A 23,524-nucleotide genomic window follows, 5' to 3' on the forward strand; every position below is an offset into this window, starting at 1 on the left:
ATTAAAGATACTTAAAGTTTTCAGCCTTATTTATTTTGGACTGCTATTCTTATGTTTTTCTTGAAATCTTTCAAGTCTTCTCCTTTAATTAGGCACAATTTTTCGATAATTCTATTAAATAGTATTTTTTCAGTATAACATCTACTATCGATTGGTATATTAATGGAATCATTATTAAGGAAATTTAATCCTTTGCACCAAACACCACAAAAATTCCTTACAGTGCACTCTTTACAGGTATCAACATTGGTACGATATGCATTAAAATCACTAAATAAAGACGATTCTCCACAATTCACTTTAAAACTATCTATATGCATTCTATAGTTTGTATCGTTAACAAACATTTGGCAAGGATAAATATATCCATCATTTGAAATAGTTATAGATCTACCTGACCCACAATCTTTTTGATATATTTTATTAATAATACCGTACACCATTTTTAATATTTTAAGATTCAAATAACTTTTCCCATGAATGATGTCATCAAAAAATATATCAACAAACTCTTCAAATAAATTCTTAATTTTTTTTAATTCCTTAGAATTATATTTTATTGATTTATCTACTACTAAAAATGTCGCATATCCATTGATTTCAAATCTTTCAAATATTTTCAACCATTTTTCAGCGCAACCTTTACTGTAATGTTTTATATGCTCATCTGTTATCGTCATCTCAATAGTCGGCTTAATTCCAATGAAATTGAGTTCATCAATAAAGTGACTAACAATATCAAAAGTCCCATGATTATTTGAATCTATACGATTTATATCATTAATATCCTTTGGACCATCTAAACTTACAGTAATTTTAAACTTTTGTTTTTTTAACATTTCAAATATCTCTGGATTCGTTATTGTTCCATTTGTAACGATTGAATATTCATGATACTTTTGTTGTTCATATAGATTATCTATGAATTTTTTAATTTCTATAAAATTTAATAATGGTTCTCCTCCAAAAAAGGAAATAGTTTTTATTCCACCACTATATTTTCTTGAAATTTCATTATAATATTTTAAATATTTATTGTAGTCAAAAAATTTATTTACTAATTGACTATTATATGTACCTTCATTAGCATAACAATATTTGCATTTCATATTACAACACTCTGATGACATAAACTGCAATGATGCTAATGTATTAGTAACCTTTAATTGATTTTTACTTATGTCGCAAGATTTGTCTATATATTCATTAATCTCATCATTAATAATTTCAATAGAGTTTTTGGTAAGTTTAAAATCTTCTCTAGATAGGTTCATGAAAATTCCTGTAGATATGTGATATAGAAAATTTTCATCTTCACCAATCAACATATACTCATCATTTTTAAATTTTTTCGCCATATATTTCTTGATCCTTTCACCTATAATTCATAAAATGGGAGAATTTATTAGATTCTCCCTGTTTTTTAATTTTATCCACAGCAACAAACTGCAATTCCAGCTGCGAAATAATCATCAAGTTCTACATCTGCTTCTATACTAAAATCAACTATTTTTTCCATTATGTCACCTCCTCTCAAATTAAGTCATTCATCTATTTACTAGTACTTAAATACTGCTTTATTGAATTAATACGGGCTAAACGATGATTTATTTCTATTTCATAAGAAGGAATAAATATTATTTCTATTCCAAATAAAACAAAAGTTCTTTCTTTCATTTAATTGATTTTTTATCCTAAACTTTAAATACATCATAGTTATTTAATCTGTTCAAAACAAGGTTCAATGCTCGAATAGTCATTATTTTGGTTCGAATAGTCATTATTTCAAATCACACAGTGATTTAATCATGATAAAATTAAATTATATACTTGGGAGGAAATTTAAAATGATAAAAATCGCAATAATTGATGATGACAATTTATTTATTTCTCTTTGTGAAGAGTATTTTAAAAATACAGATAAATACATCATCATTCCATACTCTGATTCTAAGTTATTTTGCGAAGAATACTTTTCTAATAGCTTTGATGTAATATTTTTGGACATAGAAATGCCTTTTTTTAGTGGATTAGAGGTTCATGAATTTTTGAAAAATAACAATTCTACATGCTTAATTATTTTTGTATCAAATCAAGACAAATACATATTAAACTGCTTTGATATCAATGTAATTGGGTTCATTCAAAAATCGAAAATTCATTTACAATTACCTACTGCTTTAAATAAAATCGAAAATATTTTCATGCATTCAACTTTTACTTTTCAAACAAAAAATGAGTTTATTAATCTCTCGAAAAATGAGATATGTGTTATTGAAGTTGTTAATCGTAAAATTGAATTGCATACAAATAATCAAATTCATATACTAAAAAATGGAAAAATAAGTACAATATATTGTCTTTTAAATGATGATTTTTTCTTGATTAATCGATCAACAATTATAAACATGCATAAAATTATATCTATTACAGGAAATCAAATTTTTATCAAAAACATAAAAAAAGCTTTCCTACTAAGCAAATATAGAAAAAAAGATTTTTACTCCAAATATTTCAGTTTAATAAAAGCGAGGAATTTGTAATGATTATATTGAATTTTATTTATTGTTTTGTCGAGCTAAATACATTGTTTATCTTATGCAATATTTTCATTGATAAAAAATACGGTGATTTGATTAATGGTTTTACCATATCTTTATTTTCTATTATTAACTTTTTGATAACTCAAATATATCCAAATACTTTAGGAACAATTTTTCTTGTATTATTTGCAACTATTATGTGTTTTATACTATTTCAATACAAAATCAAAGAAATTATTTTCCTATCCTTTATATTTTTTATAGTTGTTGGAATAATTTCCACCATTACAATTAATATTATTTCATTAACATCTGGTTTATCATCACATGAATTACTAAATAATTCATTAATTTATTTATTTGGTGGCATATTTAATAAACTAATCCCCCTAGTTCTTGTATTTTCAATTAGAAAATATAGAAAGAATAATGAAATTATTGAAATACAGAATATCATAATCTTTTTTTCATTAATCATTTTTCTCTTTATCATAATTGTCGCACAATATTCTCTCGTATTGACTATTCGAGATGAAAAATCAAGAATTTTATCTCTATTAATTTCATTACTATTAATAATTATTTTTACTATTATAGTAGTTATTTTATCCAAGTATAATAACTTACAAAAAAATAGCTTAACTTCACAATACAATAATAATATCCTAGCACTCTACAAAGACTACGAAATTAACTTAATTAGAAATAGAGAGGAGCTTATTATGATAAAACACGACTTAAAACACCATGATCAATTATTTAAAACACTAATTCTTGAGAAACACTATGATAAAGCAATTAGCTCTATTAATCAATTGATCGAAAAAACAAATTCTATATCATCAACGGTATTTAGTAATAATATTGTATTAGATAGTATTATTAATAATTTTATTACTGAATATTTAAACATCAAATTTACAATAAATATAAATACTTCTTTATCTTTGCTAGATGAGTTGGACACTTGCATTTTATTTTCAAATTTGCTAAGTAATGCAGCACATAGTGCACTAAAATCAGATAAAAAAATTATTGAACTTATAGTATTGGAAAATGAAAACTTCTATGTAATTGAAGTAATAAATTCAATGGAATTTGAATTTATTGACATTAATATCACTTCAAAAAGAAAAAATAGCAATCACGGATATGGTCTAAAAAATATTTACTCCATTATCCACAAATTTAAAGGAAATTATCATATTGATCAAACTAATCATCTATTTAGCTTTAAAATATTATTTCCTAAAGGAAGTATTCAAAATGAAAAAAATTAGCGAGAAAATTGCAATTTACATCAATGATAATGTTAATCAGTCATTTCCATTAAATAAATTAAGATATGGTATCGAATTATTTCTTAGTCAATCCATATTAATAATAAGCATGGTCTTGATTTCCTTGATGATAAACAAATTAAATTCTGTAATGCAATTTATGATTCCATTAATATTCATTAGAACTTTTTGTGGTGGATATCATACAAAAACATTTTTTGAATGCTTCATAATCACAAATAGTATTTGTTTTTTCAGTGTATTCTTTGCAGAGTATTATATAAATCCTATCTTCTATCTATTCCTATCGATTATTTCCTTAATTATTATTTTCATATTTACTCCTCTTATTAATCACGATACAAATCTACCGCGGAAAAAGATAAATTGTTTCATTGCGTATATAATCTCAAGTTTTTTCTCATTATTTGTATTACTTCCTATTGATATCTTAAATATAAATAAAAACATTATCTCACTGGTTTTAGTAGCTGTTGCAATTTCGTTATTAATTCAATATTTTATAAAAAAAAATAGAACATTCTATCTTTTGCAATTATTTAGTTAACACTTTAGTATTTTTACTTTTATTTATACTATTGCAAATTAAAAAATAATTCTATGAAATTCATTTTCAGAGAAAAAAATAACTATTCAATTTCTTCTTGAATTTTAAAAATATCTCTTAACACTTTTCATATACTGGATGTATTCCTCTTTAAATTGGTCCTTACACCATTTCTCCTCAGATAGGATAATCCAATGTGAAGATATTTGAAAAATGAGTACAATAATAAGCAATAGAATGGATTCTGTTAAGAGTGCACATCCCACAAAGATGAAGAAGTAAGAAACATACATTGGATTCCTTGAATATCGGTATATTCCATTTCTATTTATACCTGTTGAAGATGGTTTTGCAAAGTCATGAATTGTTAGTGTACATAGGATTAAGCCTAAACAATAGATTATAACTCCACTAAAAAAAAGCCAGCTAGTATAATTATCAATTTTCAAAAATATTAGATAGAGGCACAATCCTATCGTTGAAAATTGATAAATATAGTAAGCAATGACTTCATATCCTTGCATATTTGGAAAATGTGCTGCACGCTTTATTGCATGCTTGTTTAATTTTGATAAATAAACAAATCGAATAAGTAAAAATGGCACAAGTAACCAGAATCCATTCATAATAGAAATCCTCTTTTTATTTATTTTAACACATTACAATCTGATTTCTCATATTTGTTGTGTCCTTGAAGACTTTTCTTATATCTCCAACATTTTATTGCATCTTCTAAAGATTTGCCTTTATTGTCTTGAAAGAAAGCTCGAATATAGGTATTGTATTCAAATTGTTTATCAATGGCTGCACCTTGTTTCTTTTTGATATTCAATAGAATTGGATAGGCATCTATTGCATCTTGAAATGTTTTACCTGAATTTTCTTTTAACCATCTTTGAAAAGGAACATTGAATGAAAATGTTGGACCTAGATATTGTTTAAAGAAAGCTCTATGCTTTTCAGAGTATCTCATATGAGGTAAAATCACAGTCGCTAATGAGAAAGTTTGATTAACTTCAATAGTTCTTTGTTTCTTATTTGTCTTTAATACAGATCCATCTTTTAAATATTGTTGGATACGGTTAGTTAATTCTATTTTCCCTCCACTTGTAGGAAGATTATAGTCTCTACAAAATTGAATTAATTCTTCTTTAAGATAATAGAATTCAGTGAACAATTGACTATCTAAATTCTTATCCAGGATGGGTCTATTCATCTTGAGATTTACCACCTATTTGATTCGTTGCTTTCATTGTGAGTAGAAGTTTAAGATCCGTCAAATCGTTTAAATTAAGAATACGAAAATGTATCCAACCACCATCACTACATGGATATTTATTTTGAATTAACTCTTGGGTATCTTTAGATACACTATGAAATACATGATCAAATTGTTTATTATCCATTCTTAACATCACTGTAAAAGCATCCTTCTCCGCAAAAATATCACAGATATGTTTATTTTTACTAGCGTATTTCATTCCCCATCCATACTGATTACCATAAGGAAATCTCAAATTCTTCTTCAACTTTAATTCATCTATTAAAAATTGATCAATTTGAATAAAGTATTGTTTTCTTTTGCCACAAGTTTCTATAAACTCTTCAATCGAAGGCATCGTTTGTTTATCTAGCATTCTTTCATACATATTAAATTCCTAATACTTTCTTTGCTATATTAGCATTTAACATTAAATGTGTTTCATATTTTCCTTGATTAAAAACAGCCCAGTTATTAAATAAGCAAGGAATATTTTTTGCTATTTCTAATGTATCTATCACAATTAAATCCAAAGCTACTTTGTTTTCCTTGCACACTGTTTCAACTTCTTTAATACAGTTTTGTGTAAATGGACATTGTGGACTATAATAAATCGTTAATTTCTTACTCTTAATTTTCATTTCTTTTGCAGTATCCATAAAGCTTGGTTTTGTGCCATCAAAGGATAGAGCCATTAATTCGTAATCACCTATTGAATCCACCACTTCAAATCCATAGTGTTGTAAAAACTTCTTTTCAGATAAATAAGGTGTTTTCTTCTTAGACGATAAAATACAAATACCTGATTTCTTCTTTTTCTTTGCATCTTGTATGCAATATTCTAGTAAATTCTTCGCATGTCCTTGTCCTTTAAAAGAGCCAGAAACCCATAGACAATAAATATAAAAATAGTTATTTCCTTGAACAGGTATCCATGCTTTTTCTAGTGGTGCATATTCAATAAACACTTTCCCTTGAGCATTTAATTTTCTAAATACATGGCCCTCTTTCATTCTAGATTTTAGCCATTCTTTTTTTATTTCTACCCCTTGTTGATGTTTTTTATCACTGATTGCACAACATATGTGTTCTTCATTGATATTATCTTTCGTTAGATTAATATATTCATTCATTGTTATTCTCCTTTATTTAAATCTATTATAACGAGATAAACATGACATCAAGTGTCATGTTTAGTTATCTTCTAATAAATATTTTAACATCCTTTCAGGACAGTTTAAAAATTCTTTAGTTAAAATCACATGTTCACAATCCTGATACTCAACATGTCTAATTTCATTATCTTTGATTTCATAGATAAGTGCACCTGGATAGGAAAGTAAAATAGGTGAATGTGTTGCGATAATGAATTGAGAATTCTTTTTAACCAACAGATGGATCTCTGATAAAAGTGTCAATTGCCTTGATGGTGATAAAGCTGCCTCTGGTTCATCTAGAATATACAGACCTTTTCCAAAGAAACGATTTTGTACTAATGCCATAAAACTTTCTCCATGGGATTGATTATGCAATGACTTACCACCATATTGATCAACCAGCATTGAACCACTTGAATCCTCATCCAAATCATCAATATTGGTCGCAACATTATAAAAACTCTCAGCTCGCAAAAAGAAACCATCCTTTGGATAATCATTTCTTGCGATTGTTAAGTAATTGGCTAGGGTTGATGTTGTATTCCTTGTTTCAAATAGAAAATTTCGTGAACCCCCTTCTGCATTGAATCCTGCTTGAATCGCAATTGCTTCGACTAGTGTTGATTTACCTGTGCCATTTTCACCAACTAAGAAAATTACATCGCAATCAAAACTCAAACGTCCTTGATTAAGCAAATCTTTTACAACTGGTAAGTCTTTCACATAGGATTCATCATCAATTTGTTTGATAAGAATACTCTCAATATATCGTTTACTCATCATCAAACTAAATTAGCTTTCTACTCATTAAACTTCGAATCATATTTTTACCATTCATCCTTTGTACAAATGTCCTATAATCTAGTATATTTTCTTGTATTTCAAGTCGTTTTGCCCAGTTGACTAACTCTTCTTGGTGAATAAAATTTCGATTTATCATTATCTCGATGGCATTAATAAACCTTTCATCTTCCTCATGTGTAAAGATTGTCAAAGGATTTGTAAATACAGTGGATGCACTATCTAATATTTCAATGCAATCATTTTTATTTGCATCCAAACTGAGTACGATTTCTTCTATTGCATCTGAGCAATGTGCAATTGCATGAATCCAACCCCACTGTTCACTATAGCCACGATAATCTTTTTCCTTTTTAAAATAGTCGAATACACTTTGTTTCGTAGTTTGAAATTCTTCTCTTGATAAAAATGGATTTAATCGATTTCGATGCAAAATCAAAGCAACTACGAGTACAGAAAATGAACGAGTCAATACTCCTTGATTCTCTGATTGATTCATTCGGTAAAATAAATAGCGATCACTAATTAATTTTTGTAGTAATTCTTTGCACATAGGATTAGATATTTCTTTTCGTTCTACAATGAGTGTATAAAATGTCTTATAAATAAGTTTATCTCTTAATTTTGGATCTTCATCTCCAATATAAAATAACATGTTATTTAATAATTCATCTTCATTGATTGTTACTATCTTTTCTTCTAGTATTTCTTTCAATATTTTTGAAAGCTCTACTCTTGAATAAACATTTCTTTCTTCCATAAACAGTACCTCTTTTATTTTAGTATAGCGTACAAAATAAAAGAATGAAACTAAAAGCCTCATTCTAAAATAATTGATCATTATATGTAATTTGTAGATGTTCATATGCCTTTGGCGTTGCAACTCTGCCTCGTGCTGTACGATTAATAAATCCAATTTGAATCAGATAAGGTTCATATACATCTTCTAGTGTTAAAGGTTCCTCACCAATTGAACTTGCTAGAGCTTCAAGACCTACAGGACCTCCTCTAAAACGCTCAATTACACCTCTTAAATAATGAATATCCACTTCATCTAAACCCAATGCATCTACTTTTAATTGATCTAATGATGATTTCGCAATTTCAATTGATATGATACCATTGTTTAAAACTTGTGCAAAATCACGAACTCTTCGAAGTAAACGATTTGCGATACGTGGTGTTCCACGAGATCTTTTTGCGATTTCAACTACTGCTTCATCCACAATTTCAACATTTAAGACACGTGCAGTACGTCGTACAATATCACCTAATTGTTCAATTGTATAATAGTCTAATTTAGATACAATACCAAAACGATCACGTAAAGGTGCTGTTAAATCACCTGCTCTTGTTGTTGCACCTACTAGAGTAAATGGTGGTAAATCCAAACGAATGGAGCGAGTTGTTGCGTCTTTTCCAACGACAACATCAATGCAAAAATCTTCCATTGCTGGATAAAGTACTTCTTCTACAACTTTAGGCAAACGATGAATCTCGTCTACAAACAACACATCTCCAGCTTCAATCATTGAAAGAATCGCTGCCAAATCACCTGGCTTTTCAATACTTGGACCACTGCATGTTCTTACTTTACCCTTCATTTCATTACCTAGAATATAAGCAAGTGTTGTCTTACCTAAACCCGGTGGACCATACAACAACACATGGTCCAGTGTTTCATTTCTTCCAAGTGCTGCTTGGATAAAAACTCTTAAATTATTTTTTAGTGAATCTTGACCAACATATTCATCTAGCCATTGAGGACGAAGTGTTTCTTCTTCATCTTCATTTTCTACATTTGCAGATACAAGTCTCTCTTCCATTCTAACCTCCTACTTTCTTTTTCATTAAAAGTTGAAGTCCTAACTTCAAGTATTCATCACTTGATAAGCCTGGTCTTTCACTTAAACTATTCGCAACAGATTGAATTTCTCCTTGTTTATATCCTAAAGATTTTAATCCTTCTAATGCATCTTGTATTTCAGTTGATACAGGTTCATTTTTATTTGCACTAACCAGTTTACCCTTTAAATCAAGTATAATTTGACTTGCAGTTTTATTTCCTACACCAGGCATTCCTTTTAAGAAACTAATATCCCCGTTTTCAATGGATTGAACAATTTGGGTATATGGAAATTTACTACACATTGCCATTGCTGTTCTAGGCCCTAGTCCTTTAACCGAAATCAGTTTAAGAAACAATTCTTGTTCTTCCAAAGATAAAAAACCATATAAACTAAGTTCATCCTCACGTACATGTTGATACGTAAATATTTGAATTTCTTGATTTAATTTTACAGATTCTGGATGACCAAAATTAATACGATAACCAATCCCTTGATTATCCAATATTATCCAATCAATTCCATAAGCAAATACTTTTCCTCGAATAAAAGCTATCATATTTATCACCTTCCTTATTTTACCATAATTTGTATAGTGTAACCAAAGAAAAGAAGAACCTTTGTTCTTCTTTCTAACTTGAAATTATTCTTTACTTTGAATCTCTTCAATAATTTCTATTTCTTCATCATCGATATCATCTGGTTTATCTTCATATTTCAAAGCATTCGCAATATCATTTTCTAATTCATTTGTTTCAACGCATTCTTTGCGTATTGTCGAAACATCATCTTTAACAAGTAAAGCTAAATCATTTTGATTGCTGACCATACGTTTAATTCCTTTAAGTTCTTGCAAACTTTCTTCTTGAATTTCAATAAGTATTGCAAATCCATATAGTGATGCACTTGTCAAAATTGTCATGAATAATGTAGCAACAAATGCTGTTACATTAAATTGAGCTTCTACAAAGTATCGCATCATACCTCTCATTGACATTGTTGATAAACCGATTGATGCAACAATTCCAAATACTAAAAATAAAACTGCTAAAACCTTCAATGTTATAATAATAATTTTTCTCATATTTTCACCTCTTGGACATTCTGGTCTAGTAAATAAGAATGCTTCCTTATCCTAATTTGACTGTAACACCAAGATTTTGAAAATACAATGAAAACGATTATTCAAATTAAGAAACATAGCAGGATAAGAATAGCCCAAGGATTAAGTACAATTAGTGTTAGTGGAACAACATAAATTGCAAGTGAATAATCAATAACCAAGAATAATATTAATCCCATGTAGATAAGGATAACCCACCATTTATATTGAATAACAGAATCTTTAAATTCATATAAATCTTTCTTTCTCATTTGCCAAAGAATTATTGAAACAATAAAAGTAACAAACAATAAAATACAAATAAGATAAAACCACAACCCACCTTGTATTTCAGAAAAGTAAAGCTTTGTTGGTCCAAAATAAACATCATTGAATGCAACAGTTATAAAATATGTATTGAATATTGAAAACAATATAAGCACAAGCAACATTGACTTGAATTTTTTTGATTGCATAAAACCACCTCTTCGCAATGATAACATAATTTAATTCAAATCACGTGTCTAATACCCAAATTAAAACTCACTTGCGTGAGTTTAATCTAAATATTCAAATTGGAAATCATTAATGAAAACAAGGTCTCCTTCAGTAGCACCTGCATCATGCAATGCTTCATCAACACCAATTTTCTTTAATGTTGAAGCGAAACGATAAACTTCTTCCTCTTTTTCAAAATCAATTGAAGCGAATAAACGCTCAACACGTTTTCCTTCAATGCGCCATTGACCATTACCTAGATTATGAACAGTAAAGTCTGGTGCTTTTGGTTTGAATTTGAACAATACACCTTCCTGTTTCTCTTCCTCACCTGTTAATGGGAAGTCTGGTGTAACTGCAAGTAAATCCGCAATACGATATAAGACTTGATCTAAACCTTCATGAATAATTGTCACTGTTGGAAATATTTCTATGTTTGGATATGCTTCTTTAAAACGTTTCAAATTTTCTTCTGCAGCATCCAAATCCATCTTATTTGCGATAACCACTTGTGGTCTTTCAGTTAGTCTTAAATGATATTGTTCAAGTTCTTTATTAATGATGCGATAATCTTCAATTGGATCGCGCCCATCATGACCACCCATATCAATGACATGAACAAGTACACGACAACGTTCAATATGGCGTAAGAATTGGTGTCCCAATCCTTTACCCTCACTTGCACCTTCAATTAATCCTGGTAAATCAGCCATCACAAAACTTCTTCCATCACTTACTTGTACCATCCCCAAATTTGGAGTAATTGTTGTAAAGTGATATTCAGCAATTTCTGGTTTTGCTTTACTTACAACTGAAAGCAAAGTAGATTTTCCAACTGATGGAAATCCAACTAATCCTACATCCGCAAGTAGTTTAAGTTCAACAGTAACTTCCTTACTCTCTCCCTCATCACCAAGTTCGGCATAATCAGGAGCATTGTTTCTTCCTGTTGCAAAGTGCCAGTTACCACGACCACCTTTACCACCTTGAGCAATCACTGCTCTTTGGTCAGGCTTTACAAGGTCTGCAACTAAACCACCTGTTTCAAGATCTTTTACCATTGTTCCTTGTGGAACTTTAATAATGATATCTTCTGCATCTGGACCATGCATTTTATTACCACGTCCATTACCACCAGGTTGAGCTTTGATTAAACGGTTAAAACGAAGATCAAGTAAAGTCGATTTATTCGTATCAACTTCAAAAATGATACTTCCTCCTTTTCCGCCATCTCCTCCTGCAGGTCCTCCTAAAGGTACATATTTTTCACGACGAAATGCGACAAGACCATTGCCCCCATTACCCGCTTTTACTTTTAATTTGACGCGATCAATAAACATGTTTGGTCCTCCTTCTAAAGAAATAAAAATCCCCAAATGTTGGGGATAATTTACTAAGCTTGTGGATAGACAGAAACTTTAGTTTTGTCTTTTCCTAAACGTTCAAATTTAACGATACCATCAACTTTTGCGAACAAAGTATCATCACCACCACGGCCAACATTTGTACCTGGGTGAATTTTTGTACCACGTTGACGATATAAGATAGAACCTGCTGACGCAAATTGTCCATCTGCTTTTTTAGAGCCTAAACGCTTTGAATGAGAGTCACGTCCATTTTTAGTTGAACCTACCCCTTTTTTCGAAGCGAAGAACTGAATATCTAATCTAAACTTCATGGTTTTACACCTCCTGTTTACTTAATTTTATAAAATCACTATAGCTTTCTTGAATAGTTTCTAACTGGATAATTCCAGTTTGTAGAATAATTTGTGTTTGGTCATTGTTCGTATTATTTACAAGAACCGAAATTTTGTTGTCATTCATTGCACAAGCACAATCAGCTTGTAAGATATCTAATGCATTAAGTAGTCCAATCGCAATACTGCTGACACCTGCACACACTATATCTTCACCATACTCTTTGTACTTTGCATGACCACTTATATCCAAACTAATTACTTTATTTTCATGAGTTTGAATACGAATCTTAATCATAATTAAGCCTCGATTTTTTCAACAACCAATTTTGTATATGGTTGTCTATGACCTTGTTTACGATGAGAAGAACCTTTTTTAGCTTTGTATTTGTAAATTACAATTTTCTTAGCTTTACCTTGTTTTTCAACTTTACAAGTTACTTTAGCTCCATCTACATATGGAGTACCAACTTTAATTGAACCGTTAGAATAAGCTACTACCTTGTCAATTACAACTTCAGCTCCAGCCTCAACTTCTAATTTTTCAACGTAAATTGTTTGTCCTTCTTCAACACGTAGTTGTTTACCACCTGTTTCGATCACTGCGTACATTCGTGCACCTCCTACTCTTTTTAATGAATCTCTAGACTCGCCAAGATAAGGGGGCAATTAGCACTTAAATCCCTTTATTGAGCGGTTATAGACCCTAGTGAGGGCATATAACATAGGGAGTATAACACAAACTGAATAACGCAGTCAATAAGATTCTCTTTAAAAGCCCCCTAAATTCAATGAAATTTCGTATTTTTAGCGATAATTAAAATTTGAATTGTGCCTAGTACTACCCCTATTGCTAAAATAAACCATGAATATTCAAACGTAGTTGAGCTAAGTCCTGCTTCATCTTTCAAACACCCTAGAAATAACATCAAACTACAAATTCCTAATCCTGATAAAATGGAAATCGTAATACCCCAACTTTTGATTACTGTTGGAAATTTAAATGTAATATATGTCATTCCAATGATAACTAATAAAAACATAACTTGAGCAAATGTGATTAATTTTGAAACACTCACAAGATTTGCGATTTGATTATATGTACTCATTTCTTATCCCTCTTTATCTATTTTCATTATAAATCAAACAAGACAATCACACAAAGAAATAGTTATGTTACAAACATCCAATATAGTTTTAGTCTGTGTATACAAATCATATAAAAATCCCCAAACACTTTTATGGTGGTTGGGGATTTTATACTACCTACGCTGATTCTTGATAATAAACTATGGATTAATTCATTTATAGTAATCCACGTGTTTTTTTATTTATCAATTTCTTCCAATAAATTGATAAGATCACTTAATTGTTCAATTTTATGAATGGGTGTATCACAATATGCAGTCTTTATATTTGTAATCCAAATAGGAAGACAACCTGCTCGTTTCGCACCAAAGATATCATTTGAAAATGTATCACCTACATAAATAGTTTCGTGGGGTTCTACTTGAAGTTGTTTACATGCTTCATGAAATAAATGTGGATCTGGTTTATGAACACCATAACTTCCACTAACAACAAGACAATCTAAGTAAGGCAATAGTCCTGCTGCTTCAATTTTCTTGGTTTGTCCATCTTGTGGACCATTGGTAATCATACCAATCTTATACTTCATTTTAAGCTTATCTAAGACTTCAATCGCATCATCCGCAAGTTCTGTATACTCCCAAAAATTAGATTCCCAGAATTCATTAAAATCACCCATAGGTAAAACTATCCCATGCTTCTTTAATACTTTTTCTTTTACATAGTTTTTGTTTGTATTTCCATATTGATCCCACACAACCATATCTTGTAAAATAGCTTCAAATTCAAAATCGTTTACTTCTACTTTAACTATGTCTTGAAGAATATGTTTATACATAGCGTAAGCTGCTTTTTTACGATTTCCTAATGTATCATCAAAGTCAAAACATATCGCTTTTATCATATTAACCTAGTATCTCTTTTACAAGATTCATTAATGTTTTTACATCTTCAATGCGAGTATTACCTGATGCTTTATCTATAATCGAACTATAAACATGAGGAATTACTTTTTTAACACCCTGATTTAAACTAATCTCTACAATTTCTTTAAAATTATCTAAATCTATCCCGCCTGTTGGCTCTAATATTAAATCATTAGCGGCACATGCTTTAGCAACTTCAATAAGTTCTTCTTTACAACTTAAACCTTTCATTGGGAAAAATTTCAATGATGTACCACCCATATCAATGCACATCTTTGCCGCAACATCCACAGGGACAATAGCAGGCTCAGTCGCAGTTGAACTAAGTGGACCTGTTGATATCTTCACATACCCTGGTTTTCCTGTTGGTGAAACTAAACAATTGATTAATGATGTGTCATTTCCAACATTTGCACGTGTATAAGCTACTGAAGTAAATACTTGATTAAAGTGATTAGCTTTAATTTCTTTTGCAATATCCCCGACAACTAGACATTGTTTAGGATTCCCTGCACCAAGTCCTACCGATAAGTTACCTTCTAAAATATCCATGTAGTCTTTCATATCATTAACGGCACTTTTTACATTTGGATAATCAATTGACAATACACCAACTAAAACGCATTTCTCTGCCGCTTCATAAATTTCTTTGGCATTTTCTTTTGATCCTGCAAGTACATTTAAGCAAACTTGTTCTTTGTAATAATGTATCATGTTATCCCTCCACAATCTTTCTTAGTTTCTCTACAATCAATTCCTTATCACCCTCAACCATAGGACGAGGATCAAATGAAAGAATTCCTTGCGTTAGTAGATGTGTACGACAATGAATTGATGGATTTCCTTCACATAGAAGTTTATCAATTTCTACTGCTGTTTTACCTACATTTTTTTCATCAATCACAACTTGAGAACGGTAAATTTCTCTACCTGCTTCATCTTGAATTTCTCTTGCTGAACAACCTTTGATTTTACTAATTTCATCATTAAGATAACTTACTATTTCATGTTGTCGTTTGACATAACTCACTAAATCTTTATTGGTATAATTTTCTAAAGCTTGAAGTAAACCCATAATACCTTCTTTACCAATCTTCATTGGTCTTGCAATTCCTTTATATTGTTTCTTACAATATCCAATTAATGTTTTATTTCCTGTGATAAATCCTGAAGTTGTTGCCTCTAGTGCTTTAGCCCCACTATAAATGACAAGGTCAGCATTCATCTTAATATATTTTGTCATATCTTCTTCAGCAGCAGCATCAATAATGAGTGGAAGGTTATGCTTGTGAGCAATCTCAACCATTTTCTCAATGCTAATCATTCCTTTTTGAATGCAATGATGACTCTTAATATAAATTAATGCACAGGTCTTATCGGTAATTGCTTGTTCAACATCTTCAATAGCCACACTATTTGCCATACCCACTTCAACTGGAACACCACCACCTAAACGAATCATCGAAGTAATGGGTGCACCAAATTGCACTACATGTCCTTTTTGAAGAATAACTTCATTACAAAGACCTGTTGAATCAGGTAATCGTTCAATAATTGACTTTTTTCCTTTTGAAATAATACCAGCAACAGAAATTGCAATACCTGCAGATGCACTGCTTGTAACACAACTATCTTCACCACCAGTATATTTCGAAATGATTTCTCCTGCTTTATCAATTAAATCATCAATAACAACATAAGAGCTACCACCCTCAATTGCAGCTTTTGCTACACTTTCATTTAGTGTTGAAACACCAAGTGCAGTCATACGACCACTTGCATTGATTACTCTTTGTAATCCTATTTTTTCATAACAATTCATCTTCTAGCCTCTATCTATAGGAATATAGCACCTAAAATCATTGCTCCAATAATTGCACCACCAGTAATTTCTTTTTCTAATTTGTAGAAAATTGCACTTCCAATTAATGCTCCTAAACCTGCATATACATTGTATTGAGTAGCTGCAATGATAATAAGTGGTCCAAGGTATCTACCAGCTGAGTTTCCAGCACCCATCATGATACTTGTTCCTCCAACCGCAACACCCTTTGGCACAAATTTTCTAATAGCAATAATGATAAGTCCTAACACTAATCCAATTAATGCTCCAGCAATTAAAGCGAATAGAAAGTTATTAAATGGTAATGTAATATTCATTGATAGTAATAATGCTGGAATACCAATCCCTACACCAGTCATTAATGATCCACCAATATCCAAGATACCAACAAGTGGTCCCTCAAGTATACGAGCGATCAAGAAACCTGCAGCAAATCCAGCTGCTGCTGAATAACTACCCCCGTCAATACCTTCTTTTAACATAGCAACAATTGAAACATCATTGAATGCTCCAGTACCAAATTTGATATACATGAATGTTCCTGCAAAAATTGCAGCGGCAGCACCCATAATTAGTAAAATAAATGTTTCATCTTTTAATAAGAATTTGTTTAACTTTTCAGTAAATGTATTTTTCATTTTCTCATTCTCCCTTAAAATCCAAATTGATTGAAGAATCCTCTGAAGTAAGCAATCGCAACAAACATAATAACAACGATAGCAATTAGAATTTGAACAATGCTACTCTTGTAACCATTTTCTTCAGCCGATTTACCAATCAAAATACCTAATACAATTCCAGGAACAGCGTTTCCAGATACAAGTGCAGAAACACCTCCTAAAATAGTTCCCCAAAGTCCAGTTGTTTTTCCAGCATCCATTGCAGCTAACCAGAAAATACCAGGCATTACAGGATTTAATAACCAGTTTGCTGCAGGTGTTAATACATTCCCTGCTATCATCGCAAGTTTTTCTGGAATCATACTTGCAGCTGTATTTAAAACCGTAACAACTACTGCACCTACTCCTGCTCCTGTAAGAAACATTTTTCCAGGATTATATAAAGTTTCATCTACTTTCTTATTTCTAAGTAATAAGATACCTGCAGACCAGTTTGGAATAATACGGTGGAATACGTCACCTGACATAGCCCCTGCTGCTACAGCTGATGCAGCTGCATTAAAGAAAAATCCTAAACCAAATCCAAAGTGCGCAACTGGGTCACCAGCACAAGCATTTAACTCACCAAGAGTTCTAAATGCTCCCATAGCTTGAATCTCTGGAGCATGGAACATACGCGCAGCCCCTGCAGCAATACATCCACCTCCAACAGCACCAATAATTAGTGAATAAATAATGATCTCTATTGACATTCTATACCCTCCTATTCAAGATCAATATATTTAACTATTACATTAATTCTTGCAGTAATAGTAAAATAATCTTTTTTTCTTGGCATAAAAACAAATAAGAATTTTTCAGTCTTTTCTGTTTTTTGCACATCATCAAAATATACTTCTTCGGTATCCATTTGAATCACTGGTTTACCTATTTCCTGAAACACTTCTTTGCGCATACATTGAAATAGTTTTCCAACTGTATCATTGAAGTCATTACCAGAAATAGATACTTTGACTTCCATTTTTTTTGTTTTTAAAACTTGTGTTGATTCCATATTATTCCCCATGAAGTTGCTTATAGGTTTGTACAAGTTGATATCCTAAATCTTCTACATCCATAAAACCAAGACCAACAACTTTGCACCCTTCACGTAATGCTTGACAAGCACCTTCAATTGAGCGAATTTCTGATTTTACTTTCCATCCATATTTGTTTGCTGCAGTGATTGCACCTGCTCCACCACTTCCACAAAAACTAATACCAAATGTTGCATCATTCTCTTTCATAACATCGCCTAACTTCATATCTGCAGCCATACCAGGAATAACAATTGCCTTACCACCAGCTTTTTCAATGCCGCGTGCCACTGCTTCTCCTTTACCCATTCGGTGTCCAATTACTACTAAAATTTCATTTGCCATTTTCATTCTCCTCCTCTTTATTCATTTCGATGTGTGTTGCAATGAGAAAACTTTCTGTTTTATTCATCTCTAAGTTATTTTTACTTAGTACACTCCTGACAATTGAGTCTGCAGTATCACGTGCAAAACTCGATAATTCTTCAATCCCACATAATTCCATTTCTTCAATTAATTCTTTCGATACAATTCTTTTACTTAATACTAAGATGTGATTAAGAAACATCATTTCATGTGTTCCTTCTTTGAATGTCACACCACTTTCTACGCATTGCTTAACTATTTCTTCGTAGATTTCTTTTACTCTAGAAAGTTCGAATCCTTCACTTTCGATTTGACTCAATTGACTATTTATAAATTCCACTTTTTTCACCTCTACTTACAATTAAACATTGGGGTTCAATTTTAGTACGAAGTAAAATCTTATCTCCCATTGAATCTACCACTTCTTCTTCAACATCTTTCATCTTGAAAATAAATATATCTGCATAATACCCTTCTTTTAATTCACCCAACTTCTCTAAATTAAAATGTCTTGCAGGAACAGAAGTTACCTTAGCAATTGCATCGACTAATGGTTCACCACAATTAACCATTTTGCTGACAACATCCATGAGTGTATATACTGGTCCTTCATAGTTTTCACTATGTAAATCAGATGAAATAAGATCACAATCAAAATCAAGTTCTCTTGCTTTTTGATATACTTTTGAGCTAAAACTCGCTGACCCATGACCTATATCAAACAACACACCCCGACTTCTGGCACTTGTTGCTTCTTTGATAATTGATGATTGGTCTTCAGTTAAAATATTCCCAACTTTCCCATGATATGCATGGGTTACAATATCACCTTGTTCTAAGCAATTAAGTACATCTTCTAAATGTGGTGGATAATTGCCTACATGAACCATTAATGGTTTATTTACTGCATGTGCAATTTCAGCTGCTTTGCGTATTGGTAATATATCTAAATCTTGTACTACACTTTGACTTGCTCTTGCTTTTAATCCCACAATCACATTAGGATATTGTTTTATTATTTCAACAATGTTTTTCTCATTAATTTTTGCCATGTCATTTAATTCATGTTTAAATGCCAGTCCTAAACTTGATACATTAAGCAAAGCATACACCCTCGTATTGCATTTCTTAATTGCATGTTCATAGAAATCTTCAAAGTTACCAGCACCTGATGTTCCTGCATCTAAGATTGTACTCGCCCACCGCTTTACACCTAAAACATCTGGATCTAATCCTAAATCACCAATTGGATAGCAATGCGTATGAATATCGATAAATCCTGGTGATACATAACAACCTGTTGCATCAATTACATCATCGACTTCATCTAGAATTTCATCGTCAATTTTGACAATCATATCCCCTTCAATGAGTATGTCTTTTTTTACACATTCTTTATTTGGCAGTATACATGTTCCCTGCTTAATCAATCGTTTCATTGTTTCTCTCCCTCTCACTTAATATGTACATATAAAACGCATATCTTTCTCTTCTTGAAATTGTTATAAGTAAGCTTTTTTCAACAAGTTCGAAGAATTTTTCCATGATCATATAAATATCATTGTGCTCTTTTATAATCCGTTCATATCCTTTTTCAACTTCTTCATCAAATTCTGAATCATCACTCGCAAACCACCTTGGAATTGCCATATTCATGTGAATCACAACACCCAATAAAACCGAAGAATTCAAATGAACTAATTCAGAAACCATGGCTAGGTATTCAAGTAAAGTTAATGTTAATTTACTCATGATGTTTGATACATCATTTAACTCTTTTTTACCTATTCCTACTTTTGTATCCATTAAATTAAATGGATCAAGTTTATTACTTTCGTGGTAGGTTGTTTGCTGTATTGGTACCTTATCAGCAACACTTCCCAAATTAATGAACTCTTGTATTCTTTTAATATCTTCATCAGCCAAAACTATTGAAACTTTAACTACTGGTATTTTGATATTGGGAAGATTTACTGTTGAGATAATAAAGTCAACCTCTTCATCAATTTTTGATAAACCATAAACACTTGTTTGTCCTATAATTTCCAACTGTGGAAATATGTTTTGAATACGTGTAGTTAGTAAATTGGATAATCCCTTTCCCGTTGCACAAGCTACATATACTTTTAGTGCTTTCTTTTTGGTACTGATTAAGTTTTTATAGATGTAAATCGCAACATAACTAATTTCTGTTTCATCCATTTTGATATCAAACTTTTTTTCAAAAAGTACTAACGCTTTTTTTGCAATCATAAAGATTTTTGCATACTTACTTTTAATTTCTGTTAAAACCAAATTATCTTCCAATTGAATATCATATTTTTTCAATTTAAAGTAATGAGATAAATGCAAATGTAAGTCTTGAATTAGTTTATCTTTTTTTAATTCAAGTGAAATTGCATTGCATCTTTTTTCAATATCATCAACAAGTTCAATTACATCGTATTCAATTGCAGAATACACTTCTTTTTCAATGGGTGTAATCACACCATTTCGCAACATACAATCTACTAATAGTTTTATTTCATTTAAATCAATTTCACTTTGATTGTTTACCTTTTTTAGTATTTCACTTGCGTAACTCATATCCTCATCATTTTGTATTGCATCACAACAACTGGGATGATTTTGATTTCTTCTTTTTTGAAAAATACAATAACTCAATAAATTTAGATACCCTATATTTGAAACCCAAACATTGTATTTACCATTCACTTCTTTAATGATTTCACTAGTTGAAATGACCTCATCCTTAGAAATTGTTTGTTTAACTATGATGGGTAAAACATCATAACCCTCTTCAATCGTTGATTCTCGATTTAAATAAGATGAGAGTAAGTAGGATGTTGCTAATCTAATTTCATATTCATTACCTGCTAATTCATATCCCTTTTTCCCTTTTACGATTTTGATTTTGTCATGAGTCAAATTGACTTTATTGATCATCCTTAGTAAAGTTGATGGACTAATTGCTAAATCTTCACTGCAGTCATCTGCTTTCTTATCTTCACTTGCCAAAGCAAAGTACAATAAGATTTCATCTGGTAACTCATCATTATTCCTATAGTTTGCACCTATTTGCTTGTTTTCATGTTTTTTTATGAAATCAATGCATCGCTGTTTCTCAACAACAGGAATGTAATAACCTTGCTTTGATTTAATTCTCAAATTTATATGATGTACTTTAATAAGTTTTCTTAGTTCAATCACATCATAGTGCACTGTTCTTTCACTCTTACCAAATTTCATCATCAACATTTAAGTACTTACAGGTTTCGGTGATGTAACTAGAATTTTTAATAATTCAAGTTGTCTTGGTTTAATATTTTCCATGATGTTCTCTCCCTCTTGTCAAAAGTTTAACATTCTAACTCAAAGTTGAATGTTTACTTGATTGCAAAAAAATCATCTTTTTTTGCAAAATTGCAATTTTTCATAATTATCCCATATTTTCAAGACAAAAAAAGATTAAGCATCAGCTTAACCTTTCTTTGTTTCACAATAGATACAACGATATGTTTGTGTTTCTTCATCTGCAAGATAGAAGATATGATCTAATTCTTGTTCAATTGAAGTAATACATCGTGGATTTTTACATTTGTGAATATTTTTAATTTGTTTAGGTAATGTTAATTTCTTCTTTTCACTTACCTTACCATCTTTAATGATACATACTGAGATATTAGGATCAATGTATCCTAATACATCAAGGTTTACTTCAAAGTCATCATCTATTTTTAAGATGTCTTTGCGCCCCATCTTATTACTTTTAACATTCATAATCATTGCAACTGAGCAATCAAGTTTTGCAAGTTCTAGACTTTCATAAACTTCCATGGCTTTACCTGCAGTAATGTGATCTAAAACGATTCCGTTTTTTATGCTATCTATATTCATCTTATGCTCCTCCTATTTTAATCCCAACATCTTCATAATCAATGCCATACGAATGTATTTACCATATAGCGCTTGTCTAAAGTATGCTGCACGTGGATCATCATCCACTTGTACTGAAATTTCGTTTACACGTGGAAGTGGGTGCATAATTGTTAAATCTTTTTTTGCTTTTTTTAGTTTCTCTAAATCCAAGATATAAGAATCTTTTAAACGAATGTAATCTGCTTCATTAAAGAAACGTTCTTTTTGTACACGAGTCATATAAAGGATATCTAATTTATCCATGACTTCTTCCATTGTACGTGCTTCTTCAAAAGTTACATTTGATTTCTTTAATACATCTTCAATGATGTATTCAGGTACTCTTAATTCCTCTGGTGAGATAAGAATAAAATGAATATTCTTATAACGTGTTAATGCTTTAATCAGTGAATGAACTGTTCTACCAAATTTTAAGTCACCACATAATCCAACTACTAGATTATCAAAGTGTCCTTTTTCTCTATGGATTGTTAATAGGTCAGTTAGGGTTTGTGTTGGATGGTTGTGTCCACCATCACCGGCATTAATAATTGGTACCGTTAACCCTCTAGTCGCAACAAACGGTGCCCCTTCTTTTGGATGACGCATCGCAATGATGTCTGAGTAACACGCAACTGTTCTAGCTGTATCTGTTACACTTTCACCTTTTGCGGCACTACTTGAATCTGCTGATGAAAATCCTAATACATTTCCACCTAGTTCGAGCATCGCTGCTTCGAAGCTTAATCTTGTTCTTGTACTTGGCTCAAAGAAACAGGTTGCTAACGTCTTGTACTTACACACGTCTCTGTACTTCGTTTTGTCTAGGATGATATCATCTGCCAAGACAAGCAGATCGTTGATCTCCTCTACTGTTAAGTCCATTGGATCAATCAAATGCTTCATATTCACTTTTTCCTCCTCATAGTG

Annotated in this window: 31 protein-coding genes and 1 other annotated feature; of the genes, 3 read left to right on the top strand and 28 right to left on the bottom strand. The window is 30.9% G+C overall.

What is annotated here, in order from left to right; all coding sequences use genetic code 11:
* Positions 1-26 precede the first annotated feature (26 nt).
* The gene (locus B5D14_RS11125; RefSeq protein ID WP_159443798.1) at positions 27-1,328 is read right to left on the bottom strand and encodes a radical SAM/SPASM domain-containing protein; all 1,302 of its coding nucleotides are present in this window, start codon (positions 1,326-1,328) and stop codon (positions 27-29) included.
* Positions 1,329-1,847: 519 nt separating this feature from the next.
* On the opposite strand from B5D14_RS11125, the gene B5D14_RS11130 reads away from it, so the two are divergent.
* From B5D14_RS11130 to B5D14_RS11140, 3 genes are read left to right on the top strand one after another with little or no spacing between them, the layout of a single operon-like run.
* A complete protein-coding gene (locus B5D14_RS11130; protein WP_078712708.1) occupies positions 1,848-2,543 on the top strand; it encodes a LytR/AlgR family response regulator transcription factor in 696 nt (231 codons plus the stop codon).
* Positions 2,543-3,823: a GHKL domain-containing protein gene (locus tag B5D14_RS11135; RefSeq protein ID WP_078712709.1), complete on the top strand. Its 1,281-nt coding sequence runs from the start codon at positions 2,543-2,545 to the stop codon at positions 3,821-3,823. The genes B5D14_RS11130 and B5D14_RS11135 overlap by 1 nt, the downstream gene beginning before the upstream one ends.
* The gene (locus B5D14_RS11140; protein WP_078712710.1) at positions 3,810-4,391 is read left to right on the top strand and encodes an accessory gene regulator B family protein; all 582 of its coding nucleotides are present in this window, start codon (positions 3,810-3,812) and stop codon (positions 4,389-4,391) included. The genes B5D14_RS11135 and B5D14_RS11140 overlap by 14 nt, the downstream gene beginning before the upstream one ends.
* A 104-nt stretch (positions 4,392-4,495) precedes the next feature.
* Here B5D14_RS11140 and B5D14_RS11145 read toward each other — a convergent pair whose 3' ends face one another.
* From B5D14_RS11145 to pyrB, 27 genes are all read right to left on the bottom strand, one after another.
* Complete coding sequence (locus tag B5D14_RS11145) at positions 4,496-5,017, bottom strand: methyltransferase family protein (protein WP_078712711.1); 522 nt, start codon at positions 5,015-5,017, stop codon at positions 4,496-4,498.
* A 20-nt stretch (positions 5,018-5,037) separates the two neighbouring features.
* Positions 5,038-5,607, bottom strand: a complete 570-nt coding sequence (locus tag B5D14_RS11150) for a DUF6434 domain-containing protein (protein WP_078712712.1) — start codon at positions 5,605-5,607, stop codon at positions 5,038-5,040.
* On the bottom strand, positions 5,600-6,040 hold the full coding sequence (locus tag B5D14_RS11155) for a DUF3788 family protein (RefSeq protein ID WP_078712713.1): 441 nt from the start codon (positions 6,038-6,040) through the stop codon (positions 5,600-5,602). Before B5D14_RS11155 ends, B5D14_RS11150 begins: the two co-directional genes overlap by 8 nt.
* Before the next feature lies 1 nt (position 6,041).
* On the bottom strand, positions 6,042-6,785 hold the full coding sequence (locus B5D14_RS11160; protein WP_078712714.1) for a GNAT family N-acetyltransferase: 744 nt from the start codon (positions 6,783-6,785) through the stop codon (positions 6,042-6,044).
* Between the two features lie 60 nt (positions 6,786-6,845).
* Entirely contained in the window at positions 6,846-7,589 is a 744-nt protein-coding gene (locus B5D14_RS11165; RefSeq protein ID WP_200804818.1) for an AAA family ATPase, read from the bottom strand.
* A 7-nt stretch (positions 7,590-7,596) separates the two neighbouring features.
* The gene (locus tag B5D14_RS11170; protein WP_159443799.1) at positions 7,597-8,370 is read right to left on the bottom strand and encodes a DUF2785 domain-containing protein; all 774 of its coding nucleotides are present in this window, start codon (positions 8,368-8,370) and stop codon (positions 7,597-7,599) included.
* 64 nt (positions 8,371-8,434) lie between these two features.
* The gene (gene ruvB / locus B5D14_RS11175; protein WP_078712717.1) at positions 8,435-9,436 is read right to left on the bottom strand and encodes a Holliday junction branch migration DNA helicase RuvB; all 1,002 of its coding nucleotides are present in this window, start codon (positions 9,434-9,436) and stop codon (positions 8,435-8,437) included.
* 1 nt (position 9,437) lies between these two features.
* Positions 9,438-10,016 (bottom strand): Holliday junction branch migration protein RuvA, encoded by a 579-nt coding sequence (gene ruvA, locus B5D14_RS11180; protein WP_078712718.1) that lies wholly within the window; start codon positions 10,014-10,016, stop codon positions 9,438-9,440.
* An 84-nt stretch (positions 10,017-10,100) separates the two neighbouring features.
* Positions 10,101-10,541, bottom strand: a complete 441-nt coding sequence (locus tag B5D14_RS11185) for a hypothetical protein (RefSeq protein ID WP_078712719.1) — start codon at positions 10,539-10,541, stop codon at positions 10,101-10,103.
* Positions 10,542-10,642: 101 nt separating this feature from the next.
* Positions 10,643-11,035, bottom strand: a complete 393-nt coding sequence (locus B5D14_RS11190; RefSeq protein ID WP_078712720.1) for a hypothetical protein — start codon at positions 11,033-11,035, stop codon at positions 10,643-10,645.
* 81 nt (positions 11,036-11,116) lie between these two features.
* Positions 11,117-12,397 carry a GTPase ObgE gene (obgE, locus tag B5D14_RS11195; protein WP_078712721.1) on the bottom strand — a complete coding sequence of 427 codons (1,281 nt, stop codon included), beginning with the start codon at positions 12,395-12,397 and terminating at the stop codon, positions 11,117-11,119.
* Positions 12,398-12,450: 53 nt separating this feature from the next.
* Positions 12,451-12,735, bottom strand: a complete 285-nt coding sequence (gene rpmA, locus B5D14_RS11200; protein ID WP_078712722.1) for a 50S ribosomal protein L27 — start codon at positions 12,733-12,735, stop codon at positions 12,451-12,453.
* A gap of 4 nt (positions 12,736-12,739) precedes the next feature.
* Positions 12,740-13,054 (bottom strand): ribosomal-processing cysteine protease Prp, encoded by a 315-nt coding sequence (locus B5D14_RS11205; RefSeq protein WP_078712723.1) that lies wholly within the window; start codon positions 13,052-13,054, stop codon positions 12,740-12,742.
* A 2-nt stretch (positions 13,055-13,056) separates the two neighbouring features.
* Positions 13,057-13,368, bottom strand: a complete 312-nt coding sequence (rplU, locus tag B5D14_RS11210) for a 50S ribosomal protein L21 (protein ID WP_078712724.1) — start codon at positions 13,366-13,368, stop codon at positions 13,057-13,059.
* Between the two features lie 23 nt (positions 13,369-13,391).
* Positions 13,392-13,465 (bottom strand) — a sequence feature (ribosomal protein L21 leader region).
* 79 nt (positions 13,466-13,544) lie between these two features.
* The gene (locus B5D14_RS11215) at positions 13,545-13,865 is read right to left on the bottom strand and encodes a hypothetical protein (RefSeq protein ID WP_078712725.1); all 321 of its coding nucleotides are present in this window, start codon (positions 13,863-13,865) and stop codon (positions 13,545-13,547) included.
* Positions 13,866-14,083: 218 nt separating this feature from the next.
* The gene (locus B5D14_RS11220; protein WP_078712726.1) at positions 14,084-14,749 is read right to left on the bottom strand and encodes an HAD family hydrolase; all 666 of its coding nucleotides are present in this window, start codon (positions 14,747-14,749) and stop codon (positions 14,084-14,086) included.
* Position 14,750: 1 nt separating this feature from the next.
* Positions 14,751-15,485: a 2-dehydro-3-deoxy-phosphogluconate aldolase gene (dagF, locus tag B5D14_RS11225; RefSeq protein WP_078712727.1), complete on the bottom strand. Its 735-nt coding sequence runs from the start codon at positions 15,483-15,485 to the stop codon at positions 14,751-14,753.
* 1 nt (position 15,486) lies between these two features.
* A complete protein-coding gene (locus B5D14_RS11230; protein ID WP_078712728.1) occupies positions 15,487-16,593 on the bottom strand; it encodes a DgaE family pyridoxal phosphate-dependent ammonia lyase in 1,107 nt (368 codons plus the stop codon).
* Positions 16,594-16,607: 14 nt separating this feature from the next.
* Positions 16,608-17,252, bottom strand: coding sequence for a DUF4310 family protein (locus B5D14_RS11235; protein WP_078712729.1), 645 nt, complete (start codon positions 17,250-17,252; stop codon positions 16,608-16,610).
* Positions 17,253-17,266: 14 nt separating this feature from the next.
* The gene (locus B5D14_RS11240; protein ID WP_078712730.1) at positions 17,267-17,986 is read right to left on the bottom strand and encodes a DUF4311 domain-containing protein; all 720 of its coding nucleotides are present in this window, start codon (positions 17,984-17,986) and stop codon (positions 17,267-17,269) included.
* Between the two features lie 11 nt (positions 17,987-17,997).
* Positions 17,998-18,288 carry a DUF4312 family protein gene (locus tag B5D14_RS11245; RefSeq protein ID WP_078712731.1) on the bottom strand — a complete coding sequence of 97 codons (291 nt, stop codon included), beginning with the start codon at positions 18,286-18,288 and terminating at the stop codon, positions 17,998-18,000.
* A gap of 1 nt (position 18,289) precedes the next feature.
* Positions 18,290-18,655: an SFCGS family glycine-rich protein gene (locus B5D14_RS11250; protein WP_078712732.1), complete on the bottom strand. Its 366-nt coding sequence runs from the start codon at positions 18,653-18,655 to the stop codon at positions 18,290-18,292.
* Positions 18,645-19,016: a hypothetical protein gene (locus B5D14_RS11255; protein WP_078712733.1), complete on the bottom strand. Its 372-nt coding sequence runs from the start codon at positions 19,014-19,016 to the stop codon at positions 18,645-18,647. Before B5D14_RS11255 ends, B5D14_RS11250 begins: the two co-directional genes overlap by 11 nt.
* Positions 19,000-20,115: an amidohydrolase family protein gene (locus tag B5D14_RS11260; protein WP_078712734.1), complete on the bottom strand. Its 1,116-nt coding sequence runs from the start codon at positions 20,113-20,115 to the stop codon at positions 19,000-19,002. Before B5D14_RS11260 ends, B5D14_RS11255 begins: the two co-directional genes overlap by 17 nt.
* On the bottom strand, positions 20,099-21,934 hold the full coding sequence (locus B5D14_RS11265; RefSeq protein ID WP_078712735.1) for a BglG family transcription antiterminator: 1,836 nt from the start codon (positions 21,932-21,934) through the stop codon (positions 20,099-20,101). Before B5D14_RS11265 ends, B5D14_RS11260 begins: the two co-directional genes overlap by 17 nt.
* Before the next feature lie 222 nt (positions 21,935-22,156).
* Positions 22,157-22,573 (bottom strand): aspartate carbamoyltransferase regulatory subunit, encoded by a 417-nt coding sequence (locus B5D14_RS11270; protein WP_078712736.1) that lies wholly within the window; start codon positions 22,571-22,573, stop codon positions 22,157-22,159.
* Between the two features lie 12 nt (positions 22,574-22,585).
* The gene (gene pyrB, locus B5D14_RS11275) at positions 22,586-23,500 is read right to left on the bottom strand and encodes an aspartate carbamoyltransferase (RefSeq protein ID WP_078712737.1); all 915 of its coding nucleotides are present in this window, start codon (positions 23,498-23,500) and stop codon (positions 22,586-22,588) included.
* Positions 23,501-23,524 lie beyond the last annotated feature (24 nt).

The sequence above is a fragment of the Anaerorhabdus furcosa genome (assembly GCF_900167375.1).
Lineage (GTDB): Bacteria > Bacillota_I > Bacilli_A > Erysipelotrichales > Erysipelotrichaceae > Anaerorhabdus > Anaerorhabdus furcosa.

Bases quoted from the DNA above. Each gene is read 5' to 3' on its own strand.
- B5D14_RS11125 (WP_159443798.1), bottom strand. From the start codon at position 1,328: ATGTTGATTGGTGAAGATGAAAATTTTCTATATCACATATCTACAGGA.
- B5D14_RS11130 (WP_078712708.1), top strand. From the start codon at position 1,848: ATGATAAAAATCGCAATAATTGATGATGACAATTTATTTATTTCTCTT.
- B5D14_RS11135 (WP_078712709.1), top strand. From the start codon at position 2,543: ATGATTATATTGAATTTTATTTATTGTTTTGTCGAGCTAAATACATTG.
- B5D14_RS11140 (WP_078712710.1), top strand. From the start codon at position 3,810: ATGAAAAAAATTAGCGAGAAAATTGCAATTTACATCAATGATAATGTT.
- B5D14_RS11145 (WP_078712711.1), bottom strand. From the start codon at position 5,017: ATGAATGGATTCTGGTTACTTGTGCCATTTTTACTTATTCGATTTGTT.
- B5D14_RS11150 (WP_078712712.1), bottom strand. From the start codon at position 5,607: ATGAATAGACCCATCCTGGATAAGAATTTAGATAGTCAATTGTTCACT.
- B5D14_RS11155 (WP_078712713.1), bottom strand. From the start codon at position 6,040: ATGTATGAAAGAATGCTAGATAAACAAACGATGCCTTCGATTGAAGAG.
- B5D14_RS11160 (WP_078712714.1), bottom strand. From the start codon at position 6,785: ATGAATGAATATATTAATCTAACGAAAGATAATATCAATGAAGAACAC.
- B5D14_RS11165 (WP_200804818.1), bottom strand. From the start codon at position 7,589: ATGAGTAAACGATATATTGAGAGTATTCTTATCAAACAAATTGATGAT.
- B5D14_RS11170 (WP_159443799.1), bottom strand. From the start codon at position 8,370: ATGGAAGAAAGAAATGTTTATTCAAGAGTAGAGCTTTCAAAAATATTG.
- ruvB (WP_078712717.1), bottom strand. From the start codon at position 9,436: ATGGAAGAGAGACTTGTATCTGCAAATGTAGAAAATGAAGATGAAGAA.
- ruvA (WP_078712718.1), bottom strand. From the start codon at position 10,016: ATGATAGCTTTTATTCGAGGAAAAGTATTTGCTTATGGAATTGATTGG.
- B5D14_RS11185 (WP_078712719.1), bottom strand. From the start codon at position 10,541: ATGAGAAAAATTATTATTATAACATTGAAGGTTTTAGCAGTTTTATTT.
- B5D14_RS11190 (WP_078712720.1), bottom strand. From the start codon at position 11,035: ATGCAATCAAAAAAATTCAAGTCAATGTTGCTTGTGCTTATATTGTTT.
- obgE (WP_078712721.1), bottom strand. From the start codon at position 12,397: ATGTTTATTGATCGCGTCAAATTAAAAGTAAAAGCGGGTAATGGGGGC.
- rpmA (WP_078712722.1), bottom strand. From the start codon at position 12,735: ATGAAGTTTAGATTAGATATTCAGTTCTTCGCTTCGAAAAAAGGGGTA.
- B5D14_RS11205 (WP_078712723.1), bottom strand. From the start codon at position 13,054: ATGATTAAGATTCGTATTCAAACTCATGAAAATAAAGTAATTAGTTTG.
- rplU (WP_078712724.1), bottom strand. From the start codon at position 13,368: ATGTACGCAGTGATCGAAACAGGTGGTAAACAACTACGTGTTGAAGAA.
- B5D14_RS11215 (WP_078712725.1), bottom strand. From the start codon at position 13,865: ATGAGTACATATAATCAAATCGCAAATCTTGTGAGTGTTTCAAAATTA.
- B5D14_RS11220 (WP_078712726.1), bottom strand. From the start codon at position 14,749: ATGATAAAAGCGATATGTTTTGACTTTGATGATACATTAGGAAATCGT.
- dagF (WP_078712727.1), bottom strand. From the start codon at position 15,485: ATGATACATTATTACAAAGAACAAGTTTGCTTAAATGTACTTGCAGGA.
- B5D14_RS11230 (WP_078712728.1), bottom strand. From the start codon at position 16,593: ATGAATTGTTATGAAAAAATAGGATTACAAAGAGTAATCAATGCAAGT.
- B5D14_RS11235 (WP_078712729.1), bottom strand. From the start codon at position 17,252: ATGAAAAATACATTTACTGAAAAGTTAAACAAATTCTTATTAAAAGAT.
- B5D14_RS11240 (WP_078712730.1), bottom strand. From the start codon at position 17,986: ATGTCAATAGAGATCATTATTTATTCACTAATTATTGGTGCTGTTGGA.
- B5D14_RS11245 (WP_078712731.1), bottom strand. From the start codon at position 18,288: ATGGAATCAACACAAGTTTTAAAAACAAAAAAAATGGAAGTCAAAGTA.
- B5D14_RS11250 (WP_078712732.1), bottom strand. From the start codon at position 18,655: ATGGCAAATGAAATTTTAGTAGTAATTGGACACCGAATGGGTAAAGGA.
- B5D14_RS11260 (WP_078712734.1), bottom strand. From the start codon at position 20,115: ATGAAACGATTGATTAAGCAGGGAACATGTATACTGCCAAATAAAGAA.
- B5D14_RS11265 (WP_078712735.1), bottom strand. From the start codon at position 21,934: ATGTTGATGATGAAATTTGGTAAGAGTGAAAGAACAGTGCACTATGAT.
- B5D14_RS11270 (WP_078712736.1), bottom strand. From the start codon at position 22,573: ATGAATATAGATAGCATAAAAAACGGAATCGTTTTAGATCACATTACT.
- pyrB (WP_078712737.1), bottom strand. From the start codon at position 23,500: ATGAAGCATTTGATTGATCCAATGGACTTAACAGTAGAGGAGATCAAC.